This is a genomic window from Tateyamaria sp. GN1-10, from assembly GCF_055693845.1.
Window position 1 is genome coordinate 137,174 of record NZ_JBVFUR010000004.1, and the last position, 21,216, is coordinate 158,389.

Sequence of the window (21,216 nt, forward strand, 5' to 3'; positions counted from 1 at the left end):
ACCTCAATGCCGGAAATGCCGCATGCCCGTAAAGACCATTGCCAATCCGGCCTCATCCGCAGCGGCAATCACCTCATCGTCACGCATTGATCCACCGGGCTGGATCAGGGCGGTAGCGCCGGCCTCTGCCGCAGTGATCAAACCATCGGCGAAGGGAAAGAATGCGTCCGATGCGACAACCGAGCCTTGGGTCAGCGGTGCAGGCAGGCCCATCACCTCGGCCATGTCCTGCGCCTTGCGAGCGGCGATACGCGTGCTGTCGACCCTGCTCATCTGACCGGCGCCAACACCCACAGTTGCGCCATCCTTGACGTAGATGATCGCGTTGGACTTCACGTGCTTGGCCACGGTCCAGGCAAATAGCAGATCACTTAGTTCCTGATCGGAAGGCTGGCGTTTGGTCACGACTTTCAGGTCGTCGCGGGTGATCCGCCCCACATCCTTGTCTTGCACCAGAAAGCCACCCGACACTTGCTTGACGGCAATCGCCGCGGCAGAGGCATCGGCCAACCCGTCTGTCGTCAGCAGGCGCAGGTTTTTCTTGGCGGCGAACACCTCGCGCGCTTCGGCGCTTGCACCTGGCGCGATTACCACTTCTGTGAAGATACCGGTGATCTCCTTGGCGGTTTCCGCGTCCAGTTCATGGTTCAGCGCGATAATCCCACCAAAGGCTGACGTGCGGTCGCAATCAAAGGCGCGGCAATAGGCCTCTTTCAACGTCTCACCAGTCGCAACCCCACAAGGGTTGGCATGCTTGATGATCGCGCAGGCGGGGCCTTGGCCCGCAAACTCGCTGACCAGCTCAAACGCAGCATCCGTGTCATTGATGTTGTTATAGGACAGTTCTTTGCCTTGATGTTGGGTGGCCGTTGCAACCCCGGGGCGGGCGGAGCCATCAGTATAAAACGCTGCCGCCTGATGGGGGTTTTCGCCATAGCGCAGGGTCTGCACCAACTGCCCACCAAAGGTGCGGCGACGCGGCGTCTCGCCCACCTGTGCCGCCATCCACGTGCTGACCGCCGTGTCATAGGCCGCAGTGCGGGCATAGGCTGTCTGGGCAAGGCGCTGACGAAGGGAATACGTAGTCCGCCCATCGTTCTCACCCATCTCAGCCAGCACGACGCCATAATCCTCGACATCAACAACAATGTTCACAAAGCCATGGTTCTTGGCCGCCGAGCGGATCATAGCCGGGCCACCAATGTCGATATTCTCGATCACCTCGGCGTATTCCGCGCCCTTGGCGACGGTTTCTTCAAACGGGTACAGGTTCACGACAACCAGATCGATGGCACCGATCCCGTGTTCGGTCATCGAGGCGACATGATCATCATTGTCGCGCAAGGCCAGCAAACCGCCATGCACAACCGGGTGCAGGGTCTTCACTCGACCGTCCATCATCTCGGGAAAGCCAGTGACCTCGCTCACATCCTTGACCGCAAGCCCGGCCTCGCGCAGCGTGCGGGCAGTCCCGCCTGTGCTTAACAGCTCAACCCCATGACCGGCCAGTGCGGTAGCAAAGTCGACCAGTCCGGTCTTGTCGGACACGGAGATCAAAGCACGGCGGACGAGGGTCAGGTCGGTCATGTTGGCAGCATTCCTTTAGTCATATACCTCGCCGGGTTCATCCCGGCTTAGGTCGCGGATGCCCATGGCAGTTTCCTGCGCTTTGGACAAGGACCAGCGCACACGGGTGGCAAATGTCATCGCACGCCCCGACAGCACGATCTGCTGCGTGGCACGAGGCTTGAGCCGCCCCTTCTCAAGGTACACGCTCGGCTCCAGCGACAGGTCACGGGTGCCGTCGTGGCGGAACACCCATAGCTCTCCGCTCTTCAGCGCCATGGACACCGCAGACCCACCCATATCCAGTTCGGCATGCACCTCCGGATGCAGGTGAAAGCGGATATCGAACGGGACACCCGCCAGTTTCTTGGTGTCCATCACCTTGTCAAATAACCGTTTTTCGCCATCTTCCATGGCCAGCAACATGTCTTCGCCGGCGATGCCCCGCCCATCAAATGTCAATTCAAGCTGACGTGCGTGGGTCAGACCATGGGTCCGGACATAGCCATCATGTCCACCCTGAAAGCGCAATCCATCAGGGGCGTGATTGATTTCGATAGGAACATGGATCGGCGCATCGATCAGCGTTTCACGAGCCGTGGCCCGTTCCGCATCGCCCAGACGCGCGCTGGAATACCCGTCCAACGACAACGCCGAATGCGACGGTGTGGCGCGGCCTGCTCGGCGCCAATCGGCACCGAAACTCGCACCGGATCCGCAATTCACGATCATCGGACGTCGGCCAGACGTCACTTCAAAGGCGAGGGTGGAGGCATGTGCATTGTGCCCGGCCTCGGGCTTGGGAGGGGCCGACGCATCAATGATCACACTTGTCCGCCCCGAGCTCAGCCGCGCATATCCCATGGACAATCCATCCGGCTGCCGCGTCTTGACGCCGGATGCCGCCAGCGCGTGATCCAGCCACCCTTCTTGTCCACGCCCGCCACCGTGGAAGCGGGCCAAGCCACCATCGGAATGGCGCAAGGTGCGCAAAGTCGGGGCGATCCGTTCGATGGCGGCGGTGCACGTGTCTGGCACGGGTTTCGCGGCTTCCTCCAACGCGGCTACGGCCCATGTCAGCAGGGTAAAAACCTCAAGCAGTTCTTCGGGATTGCGGGTCGGCAAACCGCCTTGTTCGTCAATCTGGTCGTTGCATTCCTTTGCCAGGGCCGCGACAGCGGGCGGGGTCAGATCCTCCATCCCCTCCAGTGCCAGACCTGCATAGATCAGCCCGGTCAGCGCTTCGAAGCGCGGCAGGCCGGGCGCCGCAGCTTGCCAACGCTTCGCCAGAAAGCGGGTCTGCTGCGCGAGGCTAAGATAGAACGCATCGGTGGCCGGCACTTCGTGACCGCGCAGCAAAAACAGGGCGTGGTTGATCCAGCGGATCAGGCGGCGGCCCGTCAGGTCAGGGGTCCAGCCCGGTCCACGCCCACGGCCAAACCGTTCGATCCACCCCCACAACCACGTCTGACCCAATTCGCGGGTCGATGCATCCCCCACAGCAGCGAGGTCATCCAACCAGGCAAAGCCATGGATTTCGTCAAGATAGGCGCGGTCCGGGGCGTTGATCTCCCAGATCATCATGCCTTTCGCTTCGATCAATGCGCCCGCGAACAGGTAGTTCCCCGCCACAAGCTGCCGCCCCTTGGCAAAGCTGCCGATGGTGCGCGGCTCCGGGGACGACACGAAAGCCGTCACCGCCTTGGCCTGGGTTGCACGGCGTGCGTGCCAACGGTTCAGGAACCGTGTTTTTCGTGCGGTCAGCCCGCTCAGGGTGGACATGCTCTCTGCCTCTACGCGTCTACGGCGTTTTGAGCAGCACTTTAGCGGGTGTCTACGCGCAAGTCACGCGATGTCAGTCGGTCTTGCGCAAGCACGCGACATAGAAGCCATCCATGCCGCCCTGATCCGCCCAATGGTCAGGGCGCAGGCGCAATCCGCCCTCGTCCGTGATCCATGCCAGGTCGATGCCCGGACGGTCCAAGGCGTCCCGATCGACGGTCAGAGATGGATGTCGGCCCAGGGCCTCTTCCACCTGAACCTCGCCTTCATCGGGAAGCAGCGAGCATGTGCAGAAGACCATACGTCCCCCCGGCTTGAGCAGGGTGACAGCATGATCCAGCATACGCGCCTGCAGATCGATCAACGCGCCAAATTCTGCCCCATCCTTGGCGAAGGGCAGATCAGGGTGGCGACGGATTGTACCTGTGGCCGAACAAGGCGCGTCGAGCAAAATGGCGTCGTATTGCCCAGTGACCTCAAATGCGTCCGCCACCTGCGTCGTGGCCGACAACTTGGTGCGCACCAGGTTTTGCTTCACCCGCTCCATCCGCCCTTCGGAAATGTCGACCGCAGTAACATCAGCACCCCTCGCAGCCAGTTGCAGTGTCTTGCCGCCGGGGGCCGCGCACAGGTCCAGCACCGCCTCGCCCTTCTGCGCATCCAGAACGCGGGCCGGGATAGCAGCGGCAGCATCCTGCACCCACCATTGACCTTCCGTGAACCCCGGCAGGGCCGAGACCTGGCCCGCATCCATCAGCCGCACTGATCCGGTGGGCAGCACCTTGCCACCAACGGCCTTGGCCACATCCGCTGCGTTGCCCTTCACACTCAAGTCTAGCGGCGCGCCTTCGAACTGCACGCTTTCCATGGCCAACACAGCCTCACCACCCCAAGCCTCGACCAGCGGGCCGCGCAGCCATTTGGGCAGGCGCGGGGTGCGCAGGGCGGGCCATTGCTCTGGCCCCTTGTCCGCCACCTTGCGCAGGACTGCATTCACGAGACCCTTAAGATGCCCATAGCGCTTGTGGCGCGAAACAACATTCACCATCGAGTTGACGACCCCATGCGCGGCCTCGCCCGCGCACAGCTCAATTGTCCCGACGCGCAGTGCATTGCGAACGGTCAGCGGTGGGTATTTCTGAAGATGTTTTTGCAGGAGGCGGTCGGCGCGTTCCATCCCACGTAAGGTTTCGGTGGCAAGCCTTTGCGCCCGGGCACGGTCCGCTGGTTCGAGGCGATCTAACGCGCCCGCCCCGATGAGCTCCGGCAACAGCTTGCCCTCGCCAATGATCTGATCCAGCAGGTAAATCGCGCTGCGGCGCGCGGGCAGGCCACCATCTTTTGCGGGTTTGTCGCTCATCTCTGTTCCCGATCCTTGCTGTCGCACCCGCTTGCGGCGCCGAAGGTTGGGCGTATATCAAGGGCATGATCCAAGAGGAACCCACGATGTCAGACGACCCAAATCGCCCCGACGCACCGCCGGGTATCCCATCGACGCCAGACCCGATACCGGCCCCCGCGCCGACCGAAGCGCCGCAACCGGACCCGCCCGCACCTACACCGGAAACGCCAGTGGAAGTGCCGCCGCAAACAGATACCGGTTTGCCCCCCGCCGCCCAGCGCGCGCTGGCCGAGGCAGAGAAGCGACGCAAGGCTGCCAAGAACATGGATCTGCCAACCGAGTTGGGAGGCCGAGACGGGCCGGAGCCCGTCCGCTATGGGGATTGGGAGAAAAAAGGGATTGCGGTCGACTTCTGATCGCGCTCAGCGCAGCCGGAACATCGCGCTGTCACCGGCACCCCGGTCGGACGTGAACTTGATACGTCCGTCAGCCGTCGCCTGTACTTCCTGACAATTGTAGCCCAAGGCATCGCCACCCCAGAACAGGTCTCGACAGAAGTATCCGTCTTTCCACGACCACGTGCCCTCGACATCCCAGCGCGCACCGCGCCCTTCGATTTTACCATCCGGTTTCACGTTCAACTTCACAAACGGACGCGTCAGCGTCTTGCCATTCACCAGTTGCACGAATCTCTGCTGATCATCGACCTTCACAAGATCAGCCAGAGCAGGCCCGGTAGCAAGCGCGGCACCCGCCGCAAGCATCATCATACGCATATCACAAGCACCTTCACGCGATGGCGTCCTTTGCCAACGTTTACGCATGATCAAGTGAATTGGTTCACTCAGGCGTTGAAAATACGGCTGCCCGGTGGCGTTTATCCGCGCATTCCAAGTACATCGAGCATGTCGTACTGCCCAGGCGCCCTGTCCTGTGCCCAAAAGGCGGCACGCAGCGCGCCCTTGGCAAACAGCGCGCGGTCGGTCGCCATATGCTTAAGCACAATGCGCTCACCCGCTCCGGCAAATAGAACCTCGTGCTCGCCCACAATGTCGCCGCCTCGAATGACTGAAAAGCCAATATCGCCCCGCTTGCGTGCACCGGTGATCCCGTCACGGGCGGCGTCGCGCACCTGCTCCAGATCCACACCACGCCCCTTGGCGGCGGCCTCTCCCAGCATCAGCGCCGTGCCCGAAGGTGCATCGACCTTGTGATGGTGGTGCCCCTCGATCACCTCGATATCGAAATCCTCGTCCAGCGCCGCCGCCACTTGTTTCGTCAGCTGCACCAGGAGGTTCACGCCAAGGCTCATGTTGCCCGCCCGCACAATCGGCGAATGCCGTGATGCGGGTTCCAGTTGCGCAATCTGATCGTCGCTCATGCCCGTGGTACCGATGATATGTGCGGCACGCGCCTGTGCAGCAATCCTGGACAGGGCAATGGTCGCCTCGGGTGCGGTAAAATCGATCACGGCCTGCGCCTTGGCCATCGGCTCCAACGGATCGTCGTAGACCGTAACGCCCAAGGGCTGACGGCCCATCGCCTCGCCCACATCGCGCCCGATCCAATCGTGGCCGGGCCGCTCCAACGCGCCGACAAGACGCATCCGGTCATCCTTCAGCACCGCGCTGATCAGCATTTGGCCCATCCGGCCCGATGCCCCCGCAATCACGATACCCGGCAAATCTGACATGTCCCTCACCCCTTTTGGCGGTTTCCCGCTTCACTAGCTTGCCCCGCCGCGCTTGGCAAAGGTCAGCGCCTGTCTTAGATGGAGAAAATGGCAAAGAATAAGTTTCATGACGGTCCCGGCCCTTCGCAACGGCAACTGCGCGTGGGCGAACTGATCCGCCGCACCCTGTCCGAGGTGCTGGCGCGGGGTGACGTGCATGACCCCGACCTCAACCGCATGTCCATCACGGTGGGCGAAGTGCGGACCTCTCCCGATCTCAAGATTGCGACGGCCTATGTCCTGCCCTTGGGTGGTCAAGGGCAAGAGGATGTGCTGAAGCTGCTGGCACGCAACAAAGGTGAGCTGCGGCGCGCGGTGTCCAAGAAACTGGCCCTGAAATTTGCACCTGACCTGCGGTTCCAACTGGACGAGACGTTTGACCGGATGGACGACACGCGGCGCATGCTGAACCAGGATGCGGTGCGGCGGGATACCGAAGCATGATACTAAGGGCAGCCGCACTTGTGCTGCTGTCATGGGCGCTGCCCGCATGGGCCGTGACCTGCGAAGACATCCGGTATCAGGACAACAGCTACACCATCTGCACGGTCGATGCGGCCAAAGAAGAGCTGCGGTTGTTCCTGTATAATGACGGAGGCGCGCCATACGGCCACTTCAACGCAGTGGACCGCGCCCTGCAATCAGATGGCGAAACACTCAGCTTCGGCATGAACGCGGGCATGTATCACGAGGATCGCGCGCCGGTGGGGCACTATGTCGAGAATGGGAAAGAGGTCATGCGTGTGATCGCCAACCCCGGCCCCGGCAATTTCGGATTGCTGCCCAACGGCATCCTGTGCCTGCGACCCGGGCGGGCTGACGTGTTCGAAACACTGGACTATGTGGATCAGTCGCCCGACTGCACCTTTGCCACGCAATCCGGGCCGATGCTGGTGATCGATGGCAACTTGCATCCGCGCTTTCTGCCTGACAGCACTTCGCGCTTTATCCGCAACGGGGTGGGCACCACGGCGGACGGGTCCAAGGCGATCTTTGCCATCTCGAACAACTCTGTCACTTTTTACGAATTCGGCAGCCTGTACCGGGATCACCTGAAACTGCCCAACGCGCTCTTCTTTGATGGCAACATCTCGCGCCTCTACGCACCCGACCTGAACCGGGACGATTTCGGCTTTGCCGTCGGCCCCATCATCGGCACGGTCGAGACCGGCAATTGACAAGGGCCACGGCCCTGCGATAGGCGGCAGCCCTCACGCAAAAACGAGGGTGACATGGGCCGTTCACGCAAAGGGCGCGACATTTCCGGTTGGTTGGTGGTGGACAAGCCTGCGGGCCTGACCTCGACTGCGGTCGTGAACAAAGTGCGATGGGCGCTGCAAGCCAAAAAGGCCGGGCACGCGGGCACCCTCGATCCCGAAGCCACCGGCGTTCTGGCCGTCGCCTTGGGCGAAGCGACCAAGACGGTCCCCTACATTACCGACGCACTCAAGGCGTACCGCTTTACCGTCAGGCTGGGACAGGCCACCAATACTGACGATGCCGAAGGAGAGGTGATCGCGCAATCCGACACCCGCCCATCAGATGACGAGGTCAAAGATGCGCTTGGTCCATTTGTCGGGGACATCATGCAGGTTCCGCCCAAGTTCTCCGCCGTGAAGATCGACGGCCAGCGCGCCTACAAACTCGCCCGTGATGGTGAGGATGTCGAGATTGAGGCGCGCCCCCTATGGGTCGAGGAACTTGTACTGACCGACCGACCCGATCCCGATCATGTCGAGCTGGAGATGGTGTGCGGCAAAGGTGGCTATGTTCGTTCAATCGCGCGCGATTTGGGGGAAGCGCTGGGATGTTACGGTCACGTGCGTGAATTGCGACGTATCTGGTCCGGCCCGTTCGAAGCCGCCGATGGCCTGACCTTCGACCAAATCGAAGAGATGGCGCAGACACCCGCATTGGACGAGCACCTGCGCCCCATTTCCGAAGGGCTGGCTGATCTGCCCGAACTGCGGGCCACAGCCGAAGGGGCCGCGCGGCTGCGCAACGGCAACCCCGGCATGGTCCTGGCGGCGGACGTCGAATACGGAGAAGAGTGCTGGGCGTCCTTTGAAGGCAAACCGGTTGCTGTCGGGCGCTACAAGGCAGGCGAATTGCACCCCGCACGGGTCTTCAACCTGTAACACTCGGTCCGCTACCGGCACTTTCTGGTCAGGAATTCCACCAGTTATCCCGCAGAATTGTTACAATTTACGGACCCCAGGTAAGCCCTGCGTGAGTGCTCTATGAATTAGGAACTATTCAGTCCACATTTACCTCATCAAGTTTGAAACGCCCAAAACCGATGAGAGATGATATGACCCAAATTACCTTCCGCACCGTTGGCACCGTTCTGACCGCTGGCGCATTCGCCACCATCGCATTCGACGCATTCGGCCAGGCGCTGAGCCCGCTCTTCGGCTATGCAAAACTGGCTCCCGTCGGACTGGCGGGCGCATCGCTCAAGGCGATCTTTGGCGCAAACCCCTCGGGCGCGGCACACCTGTTGCACGCCTTAACTGGCCTGATCTTCTATGCCGTTGGTTATTTCGTCATTGCCCGTCCCATCCAGCTGGCCGTCATGCCCCGCCTGCATTGGTCGATCACGGCCGTGGTCTACGGCATCGCGCTTTGGGTGTTTGCGCTCTACGTCATGGCGCACCTGGTGACCGGCAACAAACCGTTCCTCGGCTTCACTGGCATCACCTGGGTCGCTCTGTGGGGCCATATCGTCTACGCTCTGGTTGCCGCGAGCATCATGGAGGCCAAGGGTGCTGTCCTGGACCTGCGCCCCAAACCCGTGGCCGTACCCGCTCAATAAGAACACCTGAACAAACCGATTGATGGGGCGGTCTGCGACTGGCAGAACCGCCCCATGATCGTTCGAACCCACACCAAGGGCGATGCGCCCTCGACCGCCGTCTACTCCGATTGCGAGCGGTACCGCTACAGCCTGACACGCATCTGGGATGACACGGGACGCCGCGTGAACTTCGTCATGCTGAACCCATCCACGGCGACCGAGGTGCAAAACGACCCAACCGTCGAACGCTGCGAACGACGGGCGCGGACCCTCGGCTATGGCAGCTTTGCTGTCACCAACATCTTCGCATGGCGCGACACCGATCCACGCGCGATGCGGACTGCCACCGATCCGGTCGGGCCTGAAAACGACGAAAGCATTCTGGAACGGGCGACATGGACACACGACGTGGTGGCAGCCTGGGGAACACATGGCGCGCACCTGGATCGCGGAACACATGTGGCAACGCTGTTACGCAATGTCGATCGTCCGCTCTATCACCTGGGCCTGTCCAAGGCCGGACACCCCAAACACCCGTTGTACCTACCATACGCGCAACAACCGCAGCCTTGGGAAAACGGATTTGGCGTTACCCGACGTTAACCATTTTACGGGATAGGCTTTGTTCCAAACCGTGGATTGCGGTAAATGGCCGTTGGGCAAATGCGCCCGTTGCTTGGAATACGTGTATGTTGTGGCTTGCTGGATTGATGGGACTTGTGGCGGTCGGCGCTGTCGGCGTGATCGACATGATGCCGGTGGAAGAAGGCGATGAAACAGCCGGCGACACATCAGTAAATGGCGGGGAAACCGGCGAATACGACACGGCAACCACCGACAATTACATCGGCGACGACACTCTCAGACTTGGAACTGACGGAGATGACGATCTGACCGGCACAGACGGCGATGACACCTTGCGTGGCGAGGAAGGGAACGACACCCTCGACGGCGGGATGGGAGATGACACACTCCATGGCGATGATGGGGCCGACGTGATTCATGGCAGCGGTGGCGAGGACGAGATTTACGGCCACAATGACGACGACACGATCAACGGCGGCGCAGGTGACGACTCGATGCACGGCTCCATGGGCGCTGACAGTCTTTCTGGCGGCGACGGCAATGATGCAGTGCACGGTGGCCTCGACAACGACACGCTGGATGGCGGAGAGGGCGAAGACACATTGTTTGGCGGTTGGGGCGACGACGTGCTGAACGGTGTCGAAGGCGCGCCGGGCTCTGTGGCATCGGACGATTTGGATGGCTCGGGCGACAATGACTATCTGAACGGCGGCGGCGGCGACGACCTCATCATCGCGGGGGAAGAGGACGTGGTCACGGCAGGCGAGGGCACCGACACAATTGTTGCCGGCGACTGGATTGCCGAAGGTCACGCTGCGACGATCATGGATTTCGATGCGGAAGAGGACAACATTCTGCTGGTCCACGACGACGCCGAGGAAGATCCCCAAATCTCTCTTCAGCTCGACCCCGACGACCCAAGCATCACCCAAGTGATGATGAACGGTGTGCCAGTGGCGCATGTGCTGAACGGAGCCGAGATTTCGATTGACGACATCGCCTTGATGCCGCTCAGCCTTGCGCAAAGCGCGGGTATGGCTCCGTTCTGACCTGCAGCGGGCCGGGCGCATTGGCCACCCTATCCACCGACGCGCCCGATCCAAGTTGCCAACACTGCGAATCTCTCCTATACGCGCTCATCCTCGGAAACTGCCCGGGTACTTGGCCCCGTGCTGGACGACATCCCGGACGGCGGCGTCTCACTCTAACCTGAAAAGGAGATCCCGATGTCGATCACTGCTGAAGAAAAAGCACGCGTGATGAAAGAATATGGCACTAAGGAAGGCGACACCGGTTCGCCCGAAGTTCAGGTTGCCATCCTCAGCTCGCGCATCGCCACGCTGACCGAGCACTTCAAAACGCACAAGAAAGACAACCACGGCCGCCGCGGCCTTCTGAAAATGGTTGCCCAGCGACGCAAGCTGCTCGACTACCTCAAAGGCAAGGAAGAGGCACGGTACACCGACCTCATCAAACGCCTGGGCCTGCGCCGCTAACTAGCTGCCTTCACCAAAGTCAGAAAGCCGCGCTAGAAGCGCGGCTTTCTTGCGTTTTAGCAGCAGTCGAACCAGTGAAGCGAAGCCAGACATCGGAAACGGCCTGCAGCCGCGCCAAACCCCTTGCCAATTGCATGTCCAAGGATCACCGGATCATGCAAATTTCTCCCTTAGCGCGTACACTCCGCAGTGACGTCATAAATGGGAAAATAGGTTCTACCCCAGCTAGCCACCTGCACTCTGAAATCGCCTTTGTGCTCAGTACCGGTCACACGAAAGGCTGAATAGCCATCCCTCTCGCACCATTGCTGAAACAGCCGGGTCGGAATGCTCTCGGATGTTAGCCCAGGCAGCTTTGACACGGGCATGCTGCGCGCACTCTCATCGGTCACAGCGCCGAAAAAGCTTTCCGGCTTGACGTGCTCCTTCGTTGCCACCCCCGCAGGTATCGTGGACTTCCAGACGCACTTGTCCCTGCAAAGTGCTTTTTCTGGAACTCTGCATTCTTGCGTTCCAATTCTTCGGGCGAGTTGCATGCAGCCAATACAACTCCACACACAAATAGTACTATATAGGCGAGTTTGATCTTCATTATACTTGTCCAGTTCTTGTTTCACCCATCAATAAACGTGACCTTGCAGCCTGCAAGCCCAAGTTGAACTGCGGCCCTTTGTTTTCATCGTAATTGGCAAAACTGTCGCGACGGAATTGGACACGAAAACACAGGCAGCTAAACTCACACCACATGACCAACCTACCCCGCATCGCACTCTCTGTCCGCCAGCCCTCGGCTTGGGCTATCATCGCGGGTCACAAACCGATCGAAAACCGCACGCTCGGCTCCATCCGTGCCGGGCGCATGACACCCGGACGCATCGCACTCCACGCCGCCGCCGGACTGAAGGAAGAAGAATTCCGCTACCTTTACTGGCGGCTCGAAAAGCACAGGGTCAAATGCCCTCACCCGCTCGACCTGCCACGCGGAGCCATCATCGGCTCGGTCGAGGTCACAGGCATAATCACTGAATCCGGCAGCGAATGGTTCGGCGGCAACGCCGGATTGACGCTGAAAGATCCCGAACCCTGCGATCCCATCCCTGCCCCCGGCGCGCTTGGGTACTTCGAATGGTCTCCGGGCGGCGCTCTCGCCCCGCCCACGCGCTGGATGCAGAAATGGGGCACAGCAGCACCCGACAGTCAGATTAATGACCTGTTCCCCGACGCAGCCATCGCCTTTGCCAAACCACCGCGCAAACCATGGTCCTGAGCGCGCATGCGCCGCAGGCCGCACGCTTTCATTTACCGCAAAAGTGCTGTATGCGCGCAAAATCTGAAAGCCTGGCGCCCGGACCTCAGCGCCCGACAAAAGAAGATACCGGGGTCAGGGGGAATACGCCCCCTACGCAAATGGCCATCCGGCCAACTTAGGAAACACTTGATGTTTAACGAGACGAAAAAATCGATGCAGTGGGGCGAAGAGACGCTCACACTGGAAACCGGCAAGGTCGCCCGTCAGGCTGACGGCTCCGTTATTGCCACACTGGGCGAAACCAGCGTCATGGCGAACGTGACGTTCGCGAAAAAGCCAAAACCGGGCCAGGACTTCTTTCCCCTGACCGTCCACTACCAGGAGAAATACTACGCTGCGGGCAAGATCCCCGGCGGCTTCTTCAAGCGTGAGGCACGGCCCACCGAGAAGGAAACACTGACCGCCCGCCTGATCGACCGTCCAATCCGGCCCCTGTTTGTCTCCGGCTTCAAGCACGAAGTTCTGGTGATGTGCACCGTGCTGTCGCACGATCTGGTCAATGACCCCGACATCGTCGCGATGATTGCGGCCTCGGCCGCCCTGACAATCTCCGGCGCGCCGTTCATGGGCCCCATCGCGGGTGCCCGTGTTGGTTTTGAGGATGGCGAATACATCCTGAACCCGACCGTCGACGACATGCAGGACCTGCGCCTGAACCCCGAGCAGCGTCTTGATCTGGTTGTCGCTGGCACCAAAGACGCCGTGATGATGGTCGAATCCGAAGCTTACGAGCTGTCCGAGGCAGAAATGCTGGGCGCCGTGAACTTCGCGCACGAGCAAATCCAGCCCGTGATCGACCTGATCATCGCGCTGGCCGAAGACGCTGCGAAAGAGCCGTTCGACTTCCAAGCCCCTGACTATTCAGACCTTTATGAAGCGGTCAAAGCGGCTGGCGAAACCCAGATGCGCGAAGCCTTCGCGATCAGCGACAAGCAAGAGCGCACGAGTGCCGTTGCCGCCGCCCGCACCGCCATCATCGAAGCGTTGACCGAAGAGCAGCAAGAAGATGCCAACCTCGGTTCCGCTCTGAAAAAGCTCGAAGCCTCCATCCTGCGCGGTGACGTCGTCAAAACCGGCACCCGCATCGACGGTCGCAAGACGGACGAGATCCGCGACATCGTGTGCCAAACGGGCCTCCTGCCCCGGACACACGGCTCGGCCCTCTTCACCCGTGGTGAAACGCAAGGCCTCGTCGTGACCACTTTGGGCACCGGAGATGATGAACAGTTCATCGACGCCCTGCACGGCAACTTCAAATCCAACTTCCTGCTGCACTACAACTTCCCACCCTACTCGGTGGGTGAAGCGGGTCGCGTGGGCCCTCCTGGACGCCGCGAGATTGGTCACGGCAAACTGGCTTGGCGCGCGCTGCAAGCCGTGCTGCCTGCCTCGACTGACTTCCCCTACACCGTGCGCCTGGTGTCGGAAATCACCGAATCCAACGGCTCGTCCTCCATGGCTTCCGTCTGCGGCGGCTCGCTGTCGATGATGGATGCAGGCGTTCCACTGAAGAACGCGGTGGCCGGTGTGGCTATGGGCCTGATCCTCGAAGAGGACGGCAGCTACGCCATCCTGTCCGACATCCTGGGTGACGAAGACCACCTTGGTGACATGGACTTCAAAGTGGCGGGCACCGAAAACGGCATCACCTCGCTACAGATGGACATCAAGATCGCAGGCATCACGCCCGAGATCATGGAGAAAGCCCTCGCACAGGCCAAAGATGGCCGGATGCACATCCTGGGCGAAATGGGCAAAGCCATCACCGGCGCACAGGAATTCTCGGTCCACGCACCGCGTATTGAAACCATGCAAGTACCCACGGACAAAATCCGTGAGGTCATCGGCTCGGGCGGTAAAGTGATCCGCGAAATCGTCGAAGTGTCGGGCGCCAAGGTCGACATCAACGATGACGGCATCATCAAGATCGCATCACCCAACGGCGACTCGATCAAGAAAGCCTACGACATGATCCACTCGATCGTGGCCGAACCCGAAGAAGGCATGGTTTACACCGGCACAGTTGTGAAGATCGTCGACTTCGGCGCATTCGTGAACTTCTTTGGCAAGCGCGACGGCCTGGTGCACGTGTCCCAGATCGAAAACCGCCGCCTCAACCATCCTTCGGACGTCCTGAAGGAAGGTCAAGAGGTCAAGGTCAAGCTGCTGGGCTTTGACGATCGCGGCAAAGTCCGCCTGTCGATGAAAGTCGTCGACCAGGAAACCGGCGAAGAGATCAAGAAAGAAGAATCTGCAGCGGAATAACCTGTAGACCAACTCAAGTTTAGGAGCTGCCGATAAAGCGGCTCCTAAGCCAAAGCATATCCTAGGTAAGCAGTCGTATGAAAACCGCGATATATCTTCTTACGAATGGACGATATCTGCATATTGGTCGAGCTCAGGCAAATTACCTAGCGGAGCAATGGCAAACTGATGTGCATCTTTTTGTAGAAGACCCTGATGTTGATCACGTTGATCCAGTTCCAAATGATCGTGCGTATGTTCATTTGAATGCCCTTGATAAACGTCTTCCCTCCAACGTGCCAACTTCAAAGAAGTGGCCAAAAATTGTATTTCTTCGCAATTATGTTCCTGGATTTCTAGGTGATACAGATAGGTTACTTTATATCGATCTCGATATTTTGTCTGTGAAAGCAGACCTTAGCCTGTGGACTCTCCCTCTTGAAAATGGATTTGGTGCCGTAAGTGATACTGCAAATTTATTCAAGGCGCCTTATGATACCGGGTTGGAGCGGTCAGATTGGCTGAAGAAAATCGGCGTTCCTGGTGATCGCTATTTCAACTCTGGCATGCTTCTTGTAGATAACAGCAAGTGGGACGTCGACTTGCTGGAGAGATCACTTGAAACGTACTTCTCGTCGCGCAATGTAAAGGCCATTAAGTCTCAGGATTTTCTTAATTCCGTTCTGCATGACAAGTGGACTGAACTAAGTCCTCGATGGAACTTCCAACCACCGCTCCTCGACCAAGGTGTCAAAAAATTATTTGATCCCGTATTTCTCCATTTTTGTAATCGTGTCAAACCATGGTTTTTTCCGAATAGACCGGGTGAAGCAAACTACGACCTGAAATACGAAAGAGCATTCAGCCGCATGCTTGCGAGCGTTGGCGTTGATCCTCAAAGCGTCGCCGAGCCGAATGAGCTTCGGATGATGCAATCTCTTAGAAAGTCAAAGAGGTCATTTCTGCATAATATTGGCATTCGCACAATAAAGGAGCGCCGCGCATACGATCAGTGGTATGAGCAGCGCGAGAATGTAATCACTTACATAAACAGGAAGGCTGCCGACGGCGGCTTTGTGGACTTACCTCAGTTTCCACAGCAAAATGTAAATGATCTTCCAACATATCGCTTCAATGGTAAAAAAATACTGGTAGACCCAAATGAGTAAGGCCCGAGATAGCCGGATTGCTTTTCGCTGATGCCTCCAGTTCTGATCCTCACCATGAAATGGGGCACACTTTACGGGCCCGAATACGTAAATCGTCTCGCGAGAGCAGTATCGCGAAACCTTACGCGCCCACATAGGTTTATCTGTTTCACGGATGACTCTGTTGGACTGTCGAGCGACATCGAAGTCTTTCCATTGCCTGAAATGCGTCTTCCTAGCGGACATTCAGATACGCGGTGGCAAAAACTGGGACTGTTTGCACCCGATCTTTATAATCTATCAGGAACTGCACTTTTTCTCGACCTGGATTTGATTGTTGTTGGATCACTTGATCCCTTTTTTGCCGATGACGCGCCTTTTCGCATCATTCGTGACGATATACTCTTTCGCGCCAAGCCGCTTAGGCGGATTAATCCCAAGAGAGATCGCTTTCTCGCGTCAGTAGGAAACTCATCGGTCTTTCGCTACGAAATTAGCAAGCACACGTATATACTTGAGACGTATCTTGTCGATCCTATTTCTGCGATGGCACAGTACGAGATTTCCCAGCAATTTCAGTCTGCTCAACTTGCCCGCCACGGCCACCTTGAATATTGGCCGGACGAATGGTGCGTCAGTTTCAAAAATCACTGTGTGCCCAGCGGACTAAGCAGTTATTTTTCGAATCCAAGTTTGCCGGAAGGTGCCAAAATTGTTGTATTTGCTGGTGAACCCAAGATGCATGACGCTCTTTCAGGCCACGGCAGCAAGTGGTACCGGCGGATAGGAAACGTTGAATGGCTCAAGAGAGCTTGGGAGGGATCATGAAAATCAAGCTCTTCGCGGGCTCTATCGCACGACTTAAATATCGACTTCGTCAACGGCGCGCCGCCAAAGAGGTTCAACTGCGCTCCGTCGAGGCGAGAGTGCACACACTTGATACACCTCTTATCGTTTCGCTTACCAGCTATCCTCCCCGATATCCGCACTTGAAGCTGACATTGTTGGGGCTGTTGAAACAAACCATCCGCCCCGACCGCACCATATTGTGGCTTGCACACGACGACATAGATGCCCTCCCTGATGAGATCAGGGAACTTGAGGCGCATGGTCTCGAAATCAGGACTTGCGACGACTTGCGGTCTTACAAGAAAATTTTGCCAATCCTTGTTCAAGCACCAGGGGCAACGATCGTTACTGCCGATGACGACGTTTATTATAAAGAGGATTGGCTAGAAAACATGGTAACTGCGCATCAAGAAAGTGGTGCGCCAGTTGTGTGTACACGCGGGCACCTCATTCCACTGGGCAAAAACGGTCTGCCAGTTGCTTACCCTGATTGGCCCAAGAACTATAAGACATCAATATGGTCAGGACATATTTTCCCAACGGGTGTTCTCGGAGTATTGTATGCGCCCGGTTGCTTTGATGATCAGGTGACGGATTGGGAAACAGCGTCCCGACTTTGTCCCACGGCAGACGATATCTGGCTGTATTGGATGCACCGCAGAAAAGGGTCCGAAGCCTTCAACTACGCAGGAAGAAGCAGGATCATAGAATGGGTTCGAGATCCTGACGATGCGCTGCTGAAGATCAACGCTTCTGGCGGCAATGATCGCCAGATTGCCGCCATGATCGACCATTTTGGGTGGCCCGGTCACTAAACAGGACCGGACCAAGACATGTTACTCTGGCGCTTTGGTCTTGCGCAGATACGGCAGGACAGTCTCGAACTCGCCGAACTTGGCCTTCGCGTCCTCGTTTGAAACGGTTGGAGGGATGATCACATCCTCGCCAGGCACCCAGTTTGCCGGTGTCGCAACACCTTTGGCCGACATCTGCAAGCCATCGAGCGCCCGCACCACCTCGGCAAAGTTGCGGCCAACAGTCATCGGATAGGTCATCGACAGCTTTAGCTGCTTATCTGGGCCAATGATGAAAACCGACCGCACGGTCGCACTGTCCGCAGGTGTGCGGCCATCGGGCAGATAGGCTTCGGCAGGCAGCATGTCGAAGGCCTTCGACACCTCCAAACCATCATCGGCGATGATCGGGAAAGTTGCCTTGGCACCTCCCACCTTCTCGATATCGCCCTTCCATTTCTTGTGATCCTCGACTCCGTCCACAGACACGCCAATCACCTTGGTGCCGCGCTTCGCCCACTCGTCGGCCAACTGAGCCACGGCGCCGAACTCGGTCGTGCACACGGGTGTGAAATCCTTGGGGTGCGAAAACAGGATGGCCCAGCTGTCGCCAATCCAGTCGTGCAGCGAAATCGTGCCGTGGTCTGTTTCAACCGTCAAATCGGGGATGGTGTCGTTAATGCGCAAACCCATGGTGTCCTCCGTCGGGATAGTAATGACAGACGCAACCTAAGGCATTGCGCACGCCTTTTCATCCCCCCGTCTTGCCGATGGCACATGCCGGTGCCACATTCCATTCAAACTCAGGGAGAAACCGAATGCTTGAAAAACGCGATTTCTATATCAACGGCCAGTGGGTCGCCCCGCAAAACGGCACTGACCACCATGTCATTGATCCCTCAACCGAAGAGCCGACGGCCGTTATCTCGCTGGGCGGTAGGGAAGATGCCGAAGCTGCTATTGCCGCGGCCAAGACCGCCTTTCCCGGCTGGATGACCACGCCCGTCGCCGACCGCATCGCGCTGGTCGAAAAGCTGATCGAGGTTTATGAAACACGGGGCGAGGACCTCGCGCAAGCCATGTCATCCGAAATGGGTGCCCCGCTCGACATGTCGCGCAACCAGCAGGTTGGCGCAGGTACTTGGCACCTGAAAAATTTCATTCGCGCGGCCAAGGCGTTCGACTTCAACCGCCCGCTCAACGACCGCGCGCCGAACGACCGGATCATCTACGAAGCGGTCGGAGTCGCGGCCCTGATCACCCCGTGGAATTGGCCGATGAATCAGGTCACGCTCAAGGTGGGTGCGGCTGCCATCGCGGGCTGCACCATGGTCCTCAAACCGTCCGAGGAGTCCCCTCTCAACGCCATGATCTTTGCAGAGATGATGGACGAGGCAGGCTTCCCGCCCGGCGTCTTTAACCTCGTGAACGGCGATGGTCCCGGCGTAGGCACGGTGCTGTCGGGCCATCCTGACGTCGACATGGTCAGTTTTACCGGCTCCTCCCGCGCAGGTCGCCTGATCTCGAAGAACGCTGCCGACACACTCAAACGCGTGCACCTCGAACTGGGCGGCAAAGGGGCCAATGTCATCTTTGACGACGCCGACGAAAAGGCCGTGAAACGCGGCGTGCTGCACATGATGAACAACACCGGCCAGTCCTGTAACGCCCCCAGCCGCATGCTGGTGCAACGTAGTAAATACGATGACGCGGTCGAAGAAGCCGCAGCCGTCGCAAACAAGGTCACTGTCGGCCCGGCCTCGGAAGAAGGCCGCCATATCGGCCCCGTCGTGAACGAGGTGCAGTGGACCAAGATCCAGGACCTCATCCAGAAGGGTATCGATGAAGGGGCCAAGTTGGTGGCCGGTGGCACAGGCCGCCCCGAAGGGTTCAACAAAGGGTATTACGTGCGTCCCACCATCTTTGCCGACGTGAACAACAACATGACCATCGCGCGCGAGGAAATCTTTGGCCCGGTCCTGTCCATCATCCCCTTCGACAGCGAAGAGGAGGCGGTCAAGATCGCCAACGACACCCCCTACGGCCTCACCAACTATGTTCAGACGCAGGATGACGCGCGGCTCAATCGCATGGCCCAAGCGCTACGCTCTGGCATGGTCGAAATGAACGGCACCTCTCGCGCTGCAGGCTCACCCTTTGGCGGAATGAAACAGTCCGGCAACGGGCGCGAAGGCGGCATTTGGGGGATCGAAGATTTCCTCGAGGTCAAAGCCATCTCCGGCTGGGCTGCCGAGTAACTCTGTAAGGCGGGGTTCACCCCGCCTTACACCTCTTCCCACGGGGGCCGATCCCCTTCGTGTTCGTGAAACGTATTCCGTACACCCGGGTCATCATCCAGACAGTGCGCATTGATGGGAAAGGACGGGTCCGGCGACAGCGGCTCACCCAAAGATGTGCCGCACCTCCGGCAAAACGAACGATGATAGATGAAGGGCGGCGCAGGCTGAACTGTCTCGATATACGCCTCACCCTCGGTCAGCGTGAACTGCTCCCGCTCCACAAAAACAATTGTCGACGCGCCCAGTTTGCGACAACGCGAACAGTGGCAAGTGCCCATCATCTTGGGCCGCCCCGCAATGGAAAAGCGAACTGATCCGCACACGCAACTTCCGTTGATCTCCATCTGTGTTCTCCTGGTCTTCGTGATTGCGCCATTGGTCTAACGACACCATGCTGACAGCATGGTGTCAGCATGGGTGGGGCACGCTGCCATCAACCGATGGAGGCACAAGTGCGACGCGGCGACCGATTGTTTGAAATCATCGAAATTCTGCGCCGGACGGGTGGCCCGATCTCGGCCGAGGCCATCGGCGCCGAGCTGGAGGTGACCAAGCGCACCATCTACCGTGACATCGCTGCCTTGATGGCACAGCGCGTTCCAATCAGAGGCGAGGCAGGCGTCGGTTATGTTCTTGAGCAGGGCTTTCACATGCCTCCGCTCATGCTGACTCCGGACGAGATTGAAGCGGCCGTGCTCGGTGCCCAATGGGTGCAAACGCGGGGCGAGCCAGAACTCGCCCGCGCAGCCGAAAACCTGATCTCCAAGATCGCCGCAGTCGCACCAGACAACACCCAAAGCTTTTTTGTCGAACCGACCACCGGCGTGAGCCCCGCGACACCACCCCCAGAGGTGCTCAGCGCCTCTGACGTCCGCTTTGCCATCCGCCAGCGACATAAGATCGCCCTGACATATGCGGATGGTGCCGGGGCCATGACCAACCGCGTGATCTGGCCCCTCCTGATCGGCTACCGCGATGCCGGCCGGATCGTGGCGGCATGGTGTGAACTCCGACAAGCGTTTCGGTATTTTCGCAGTGAACGCATCGTCGCAGCGGAGGTGCTGATTGACAAAATCCCCCGCCGCATGGACGTCCTGAGAACCGAATGGCGCGCTGCGATGGACGCTGAACGTGTACGGTTCAATGCACGATCAGACACGGAGGCACCCAACTGATCTTGTAGTGGGCTTCAATCACCTCGCAGGTCATGCAGCGGTTCGCATCAAGCCCATGGTCGCAGCCGCGCTTGGCCCGGGCACGACAGTCATCAGC

The 21,216-nt window shown here is 58.9% G+C and carries 22 protein-coding genes; 15 read left to right on the top strand and 7 right to left on the bottom strand.

Annotation, left to right across the window (positions count from 1 at the left end; translation table 11 throughout):
- Window positions 1-3: 3 nt before the first annotated feature.
- The 3 genes from purH to ACZ1HN_RS02590 form a co-directional block, all read right to left on the bottom strand.
- Window positions 4-1,587, bottom strand: coding sequence for a bifunctional phosphoribosylaminoimidazolecarboxamide formyltransferase/IMP cyclohydrolase (gene purH, locus ACZ1HN_RS02580; RefSeq protein ID WP_472726377.1), 1,584 nt, complete (start codon window positions 1,585-1,587; stop codon window positions 4-6).
- Window positions 1,588-1,602: 15 nt separating this feature from the next.
- Window positions 1,603-3,348, bottom strand: coding sequence for a heparinase II/III family protein (locus ACZ1HN_RS02585; protein WP_472726378.1), 1,746 nt, complete (start codon window positions 3,346-3,348; stop codon window positions 1,603-1,605).
- A 73-nt stretch (window positions 3,349-3,421) separates the two neighbouring features.
- Window positions 3,422-4,708 (bottom strand): RsmB/NOP family class I SAM-dependent RNA methyltransferase, encoded by a 1,287-nt coding sequence (locus ACZ1HN_RS02590; RefSeq protein WP_472726379.1) that lies wholly within the window; start codon window positions 4,706-4,708, stop codon window positions 3,422-3,424.
- 86 nt (window positions 4,709-4,794) lie between these two features.
- Between ACZ1HN_RS02590 and ACZ1HN_RS02595 the strand changes: the two genes are divergently transcribed.
- The gene (locus tag ACZ1HN_RS02595; RefSeq protein WP_472726380.1) at window positions 4,795-5,106 is read left to right on the top strand and encodes a DUF1674 domain-containing protein; all 312 of its coding nucleotides are present in this window, start codon (window positions 4,795-4,797) and stop codon (window positions 5,104-5,106) included.
- 6 nt (window positions 5,107-5,112) lie between these two features.
- On the opposite strand, the gene ACZ1HN_RS02600 is transcribed toward ACZ1HN_RS02595, so the two are convergent.
- Window positions 5,113-5,466, bottom strand: a complete 354-nt coding sequence (locus ACZ1HN_RS02600; RefSeq protein ID WP_299202662.1) for a dihydrodipicolinate reductase — start codon at window positions 5,464-5,466, stop codon at window positions 5,113-5,115.
- 101 nt (window positions 5,467-5,567) lie between these two features.
- A complete protein-coding gene (dapB, locus tag ACZ1HN_RS02605; RefSeq protein WP_472726381.1) occupies window positions 5,568-6,383 on the bottom strand; it encodes a 4-hydroxy-tetrahydrodipicolinate reductase in 816 nt (271 codons plus the stop codon).
- 87 nt (window positions 6,384-6,470) lie between these two features.
- On the opposite strand from dapB, the gene rbfA reads away from it, so the two are divergent.
- From rbfA to ACZ1HN_RS02665, 12 genes are all read left to right on the top strand, one after another.
- Complete coding sequence (gene rbfA / locus ACZ1HN_RS02610; RefSeq protein ID WP_299202668.1) at window positions 6,471-6,866, top strand: 30S ribosome-binding factor RbfA; 396 nt, start codon at window positions 6,471-6,473, stop codon at window positions 6,864-6,866.
- Window positions 6,863-7,600 (top strand): phosphodiester glycosidase family protein, encoded by a 738-nt coding sequence (locus ACZ1HN_RS02615; RefSeq protein ID WP_472726382.1) that lies wholly within the window; start codon window positions 6,863-6,865, stop codon window positions 7,598-7,600. Before rbfA ends, ACZ1HN_RS02615 begins: the two co-directional genes overlap by 4 nt.
- A gap of 54 nt (window positions 7,601-7,654) precedes the next feature.
- Window positions 7,655-8,560 carry a tRNA pseudouridine(55) synthase TruB gene (truB, locus tag ACZ1HN_RS02620; RefSeq protein ID WP_299202674.1) on the top strand — a complete coding sequence of 302 codons (906 nt, stop codon included), beginning with the start codon at window positions 7,655-7,657 and terminating at the stop codon, window positions 8,558-8,560.
- A 173-nt stretch (window positions 8,561-8,733) separates the two neighbouring features.
- Window positions 8,734-9,237, top strand: coding sequence for a hypothetical protein (locus ACZ1HN_RS02625; protein WP_472726383.1), 504 nt, complete (start codon window positions 8,734-8,736; stop codon window positions 9,235-9,237).
- Between the two features lie 54 nt (window positions 9,238-9,291).
- Window positions 9,292-9,822: a DUF1643 domain-containing protein gene (locus ACZ1HN_RS02630; protein ID WP_472726384.1), complete on the top strand. Its 531-nt coding sequence runs from the start codon at window positions 9,292-9,294 to the stop codon at window positions 9,820-9,822.
- A gap of 107 nt (window positions 9,823-9,929) precedes the next feature.
- Window positions 9,930-10,853: a calcium-binding protein gene (locus tag ACZ1HN_RS02635; RefSeq protein ID WP_472726385.1), complete on the top strand. Its 924-nt coding sequence runs from the start codon at window positions 9,930-9,932 to the stop codon at window positions 10,851-10,853.
- 177 nt (window positions 10,854-11,030) lie between these two features.
- Entirely contained in the window at window positions 11,031-11,300 is a 270-nt protein-coding gene (gene rpsO, locus ACZ1HN_RS02640; protein WP_299202688.1) for a 30S ribosomal protein S15, read from the top strand.
- Between the two features lie 745 nt (window positions 11,301-12,045).
- The gene (locus tag ACZ1HN_RS02645) at window positions 12,046-12,567 is read left to right on the top strand and encodes an ASCH domain-containing protein (protein WP_472726386.1); all 522 of its coding nucleotides are present in this window, start codon (window positions 12,046-12,048) and stop codon (window positions 12,565-12,567) included.
- 171 nt (window positions 12,568-12,738) lie between these two features.
- On the top strand, window positions 12,739-14,874 hold the full coding sequence (gene pnp, locus ACZ1HN_RS02650; RefSeq protein WP_472726387.1) for a polyribonucleotide nucleotidyltransferase: 2,136 nt from the start codon (window positions 12,739-12,741) through the stop codon (window positions 14,872-14,874).
- 77 nt (window positions 14,875-14,951) lie between these two features.
- Complete coding sequence (locus ACZ1HN_RS02655) at window positions 14,952-16,022, top strand: glycosyltransferase family 8 protein (RefSeq protein WP_472726388.1); 1,071 nt, start codon at window positions 14,952-14,954, stop codon at window positions 16,020-16,022.
- 195 nt (window positions 16,023-16,217) lie between these two features.
- Window positions 16,218-16,829, top strand: coding sequence for a hypothetical protein (locus tag ACZ1HN_RS02660; protein ID WP_472726389.1), 612 nt, complete (start codon window positions 16,218-16,220; stop codon window positions 16,827-16,829).
- Window positions 16,826-17,665, top strand: a complete 840-nt coding sequence (locus tag ACZ1HN_RS02665) for a glycosyltransferase family 2 protein (protein WP_472726390.1) — start codon at window positions 16,826-16,828, stop codon at window positions 17,663-17,665. The genes ACZ1HN_RS02660 and ACZ1HN_RS02665 overlap by 4 nt, the downstream gene beginning before the upstream one ends.
- Window positions 17,666-17,686: 21 nt before the next feature.
- Here the strand turns inward: ACZ1HN_RS02665 and ACZ1HN_RS02670 are convergent, their stop codons facing one another.
- Window positions 17,687-18,337, bottom strand: a complete 651-nt coding sequence (locus tag ACZ1HN_RS02670; RefSeq protein ID WP_299600357.1) for a peroxiredoxin — start codon at window positions 18,335-18,337, stop codon at window positions 17,687-17,689.
- A 125-nt stretch (window positions 18,338-18,462) separates the two neighbouring features.
- Here ACZ1HN_RS02670 and ACZ1HN_RS02675 point away from each other — a divergent pair, with 125 nt between their 5' ends.
- Complete coding sequence (locus ACZ1HN_RS02675) at window positions 18,463-19,902, top strand: aldehyde dehydrogenase family protein (protein ID WP_472726391.1); 1,440 nt, start codon at window positions 18,463-18,465, stop codon at window positions 19,900-19,902.
- 26 nt (window positions 19,903-19,928) lie between these two features.
- Here ACZ1HN_RS02675 and ACZ1HN_RS02680 read toward each other — a convergent pair whose 3' ends face one another.
- Window positions 19,929-20,288 (bottom strand): GFA family protein, encoded by a 360-nt coding sequence (locus ACZ1HN_RS02680; protein WP_472726392.1) that lies wholly within the window; start codon window positions 20,286-20,288, stop codon window positions 19,929-19,931.
- Between the two features lie 69 nt (window positions 20,289-20,357).
- Between ACZ1HN_RS02680 and ACZ1HN_RS02685 the strand changes: the two genes are divergently transcribed.
- Entirely contained in the window at window positions 20,358-21,119 is a 762-nt protein-coding gene (locus ACZ1HN_RS02685; RefSeq protein WP_472726393.1) for a helix-turn-helix transcriptional regulator, read from the top strand.
- Window positions 21,120-21,216 lie beyond the last annotated feature (97 nt).

Excerpts from the sequence above, each read along its gene's own strand:
- purH (WP_472726377.1), bottom strand. The coding sequence starts at position 1,587 with ATGACCGACCTGACCCTCGTCCGCCGTGCTTTGATCTCCGTGTCCGAC.
- ACZ1HN_RS02585 (WP_472726378.1), bottom strand. The coding sequence starts at position 3,348 with ATGTCCACCCTGAGCGGGCTGACCGCACGAAAAACACGGTTCCTGAAC.
- ACZ1HN_RS02590 (WP_472726379.1), bottom strand. The coding sequence starts at position 4,708 with ATGAGCGACAAACCCGCAAAAGATGGTGGCCTGCCCGCGCGCCGCAGC.
- ACZ1HN_RS02595 (WP_472726380.1), top strand. The coding sequence starts at position 4,795 with ATGTCAGACGACCCAAATCGCCCCGACGCACCGCCGGGTATCCCATCG.
- ACZ1HN_RS02600 (WP_299202662.1), bottom strand. The coding sequence starts at position 5,466 with ATGCGTATGATGATGCTTGCGGCGGGTGCCGCGCTTGCTACCGGGCCT.
- dapB (WP_472726381.1), bottom strand. The coding sequence starts at position 6,383 with ATGTCAGATTTGCCGGGTATCGTGATTGCGGGGGCATCGGGCCGGATG.
- rbfA (WP_299202668.1), top strand. The coding sequence starts at position 6,471 with ATGGCAAAGAATAAGTTTCATGACGGTCCCGGCCCTTCGCAACGGCAA.
- ACZ1HN_RS02615 (WP_472726382.1), top strand. The coding sequence starts at position 6,863 with ATGATACTAAGGGCAGCCGCACTTGTGCTGCTGTCATGGGCGCTGCCC.
- truB (WP_299202674.1), top strand. The coding sequence starts at position 7,655 with ATGGGCCGTTCACGCAAAGGGCGCGACATTTCCGGTTGGTTGGTGGTG.
- ACZ1HN_RS02625 (WP_472726383.1), top strand. The coding sequence starts at position 8,734 with ATGACCCAAATTACCTTCCGCACCGTTGGCACCGTTCTGACCGCTGGC.
- ACZ1HN_RS02630 (WP_472726384.1), top strand. The coding sequence starts at position 9,292 with ATGATCGTTCGAACCCACACCAAGGGCGATGCGCCCTCGACCGCCGTC.
- ACZ1HN_RS02635 (WP_472726385.1), top strand. The coding sequence starts at position 9,930 with ATGGGACTTGTGGCGGTCGGCGCTGTCGGCGTGATCGACATGATGCCG.
- rpsO (WP_299202688.1), top strand. The coding sequence starts at position 11,031 with ATGTCGATCACTGCTGAAGAAAAAGCACGCGTGATGAAAGAATATGGC.
- ACZ1HN_RS02645 (WP_472726386.1), top strand. The coding sequence starts at position 12,046 with ATGACCAACCTACCCCGCATCGCACTCTCTGTCCGCCAGCCCTCGGCT.
- pnp (WP_472726387.1), top strand. The coding sequence starts at position 12,739 with ATGTTTAACGAGACGAAAAAATCGATGCAGTGGGGCGAAGAGACGCTC.
- ACZ1HN_RS02655 (WP_472726388.1), top strand. The coding sequence starts at position 14,952 with ATGAAAACCGCGATATATCTTCTTACGAATGGACGATATCTGCATATT.
- ACZ1HN_RS02665 (WP_472726390.1), top strand. The coding sequence starts at position 16,826 with ATGAAAATCAAGCTCTTCGCGGGCTCTATCGCACGACTTAAATATCGA.
- ACZ1HN_RS02670 (WP_299600357.1), bottom strand. The coding sequence starts at position 18,337 with ATGGGTTTGCGCATTAACGACACCATCCCCGATTTGACGGTTGAAACA.
- ACZ1HN_RS02675 (WP_472726391.1), top strand. The coding sequence starts at position 18,463 with ATGCTTGAAAAACGCGATTTCTATATCAACGGCCAGTGGGTCGCCCCG.
- ACZ1HN_RS02680 (WP_472726392.1), bottom strand. The coding sequence starts at position 20,288 with ATGGAGATCAACGGAAGTTGCGTGTGCGGATCAGTTCGCTTTTCCATT.
- ACZ1HN_RS02685 (WP_472726393.1), top strand. The coding sequence starts at position 20,358 with ATGGGTGGGGCACGCTGCCATCAACCGATGGAGGCACAAGTGCGACGC.